The organism is Flavobacterium cyanobacteriorum, from assembly GCF_002251835.1.
In the GTDB taxonomy this organism is placed as follows: Bacteria; Bacteroidota; Bacteroidia; order Flavobacteriales; family Flavobacteriaceae; genus Flavobacterium; species Flavobacterium cyanobacteriorum.
The window spans coordinates 1-2,190 of record NZ_NOXV01000044.1 but is presented as its reverse complement, the minus strand read 5'-3'; the positions used below and the strand labels follow the sequence as shown (position 1 = coordinate 2,190).

At 34.7% G+C, this 2,190-nt stretch carries 3 protein-coding genes; all 3 read right to left on the bottom strand.

The annotated features are described in order from the left end of the window. The coding region (locus CHU92_RS00400) for a hypothetical protein (protein ID WP_129582952.1) at positions 1 to 354 on the bottom strand (354 nt) is incomplete at its 3' end. Positions 355 to 411: 57 nt separating this feature from the next. After that, positions 412 to 1,149, bottom strand: a complete 738-nt coding sequence (locus tag CHU92_RS00395) for a PmeII family type II restriction endonuclease (protein ID WP_094411487.1) — start codon at positions 1,147 to 1,149, stop codon at positions 412 to 414. Continuing rightward, positions 1,109 to 1,987 (bottom strand): DNA-methyltransferase, encoded by an 879-nt coding sequence (locus tag CHU92_RS00390; RefSeq protein WP_094411485.1) that lies wholly within the window; start codon positions 1,985 to 1,987, stop codon positions 1,109 to 1,111. The genes CHU92_RS00395 and CHU92_RS00390 overlap by 41 nt, the downstream gene beginning before the upstream one ends. Positions 1,988 to 2,190 lie beyond the last annotated feature (203 nt).

The following is a 2,190-nucleotide window of genomic DNA, read 5'->3' as shown; positions in this document are numbered from 1 at the left end:
GCTTAAAATACCGGGCGGGCAACCTGAAGTACCCACCCCTACCCAGGGACTCTGTTCTGTTGGGGAGCAGGATGAGCGTACAAAGTAAACAATACATCCTGATGTAATTGGTGCATTAGAAATAACAAGAGGATTTGATGCAGTTGTGAAATCCACAAAAGATGGTAATGGTGCCCCTATAAAAAAGTCCGGAACTATTGCAATTTCCCATTGTATTGCCTCTCCGCTTTCAGTCCACGCCAGTAAGGCATCCTGCCCATTAACCATGGAATAGGTTAAATCTGTCGGGGGCGGGCACTGCGCAATGCCAGTTACACCGGTGAGCAAGGCTAATAAGGGTAATATTTTTTTCATACTTTGCAATTAAATAGCAACTATTAATAGTAGACAAATTGCTAGGTTGTTAATTATTCATGGCTTTTCAGCAGAGTTTAGTTTAACAAGTTTTGCCCAATCTATAGCTCCATTTTCATTACAAAAATCGGTAGTGAACTCTTTTGTAAATTTATTAATAATTTGTGAGTATGATTTTAGAAAATCATCATTCCTTTCTTTAGCCTGATGCCCTAGTGGCTCAATCAATTCAGTATATAAATTCCTATCACCAGAAATAAATTCCCAAAATTTTTGTCCACAATATTTATAATAAGTCCCTTTATCAGGTTTATTATCTCTGCCATAGCAGCATCCATTTACAGCGATAACCTGTAGTTTTGAATTGCTTGTCCTAAGTGTTTTTTGAGCTGTTACAAAACTAGTTTTCATTTCAGCTAATTGTCGGCTATTGGCCCAATTTGGACCTGATTTTATTGTTACAATATAGCGGATACCATCATGGTCGAACTCTAAATCTATTCCTGCAATTCCAGATTTTCTACCTCCATGTACCTTTTGGTTTATGAAAATTGCTAATCCTTCTAACCAATCACCAAATATTGTTTCTTCAGCTGAAGAAATTTGAGCATCAACAATTCCTCTTACTATTTCATCCGCAGTTAAAACGTATTTTGCTTTAAATAAATATGGATTCTTTCTTTGTATAACTTTTATTAATTTTAAGCTTTCAATACTTTGAATTCTCTTTTGATGAAAAATTCCAATGTTTTGCTCAACGTATTGCGATACGTCTGTCAGATTCAGTTTGTTCATATAAAGTTTCAGGTTCTAAGATATATAATGCTACAGGTTTTAACTGTTCTCTAACCATATTGTAATATTCAGGAACAATATCAATTCCTACAGAATGCCGTCTCATTCGATTTGCTACCAATAATGTAGTTCCTGAACCCATAAAAGGATCAAGCACCACATCTTCTTCTTTGGTAAAAAGTTTTATAAACCATTCAGGCAATTCTTCGGGAAAAGCAGCACTGTGATTTTTATTGCTGCATTCTGTTGCTAAATGTAAAACATTTGTTGGATAAGCTTTTTCTCTGTTTACCCAATTTGAAATGTTTTTTCCAAATCCACTTCCTACTTTAGAATTATCTCGTTTTTTGTCTGTTTCAGAAAGGTTTTTTAAGCGATTTTTTGCCCAATCTCCCATAGGCACCATCACTTCTTCTTGATACATATGAAATTGTTTGCTTTTGTTAAATTGTAAAAGCCTTTCCCATGAATCACGAAATCTATTTGGCCATTTTCCGGGATATGAATTTTTTTTATGCCATATAAATTCTTCTGTCCATAGCCAACCCTGTTTTCTCATAGCAATAATCAATTCCATTACATAAGTACTTCTCTCGCCTTCAACAACTTTCTCTTTTATATTTAAAATAAAAGTACCTGTAGGTTTTAAAACGCGTAGAAGTTCTTTAGATATTGGAAGAAACCATTCTACATATTTATCAGGATGAATACCTCCATAGGTGTTTTTTCTTTGATCAGCATATGGAGGTGAAGTAACAACTAAGTCAACAGAATTGTCTTTAAGCTTTTTGAGCATTTTTTTACTGTCTCCTAAATATAAATCTGTTCTTATTTCCATAACTTATCAATTTGTACAAATTTAGTTCTTTTATATGTATAATTGGTGTTGTTAATAAGTAGTGATATCTATTTTATTCAGGTTTATAAACGGTATTAAAACCATAATAAAAGTTATGGTTTTTTTTCATCAAATCTGAGGTACCACTCACCGCTCCCCCGCGTGAGGGATTGCAGCGGAAAGCCCGCAATGGAGCGCAGCGG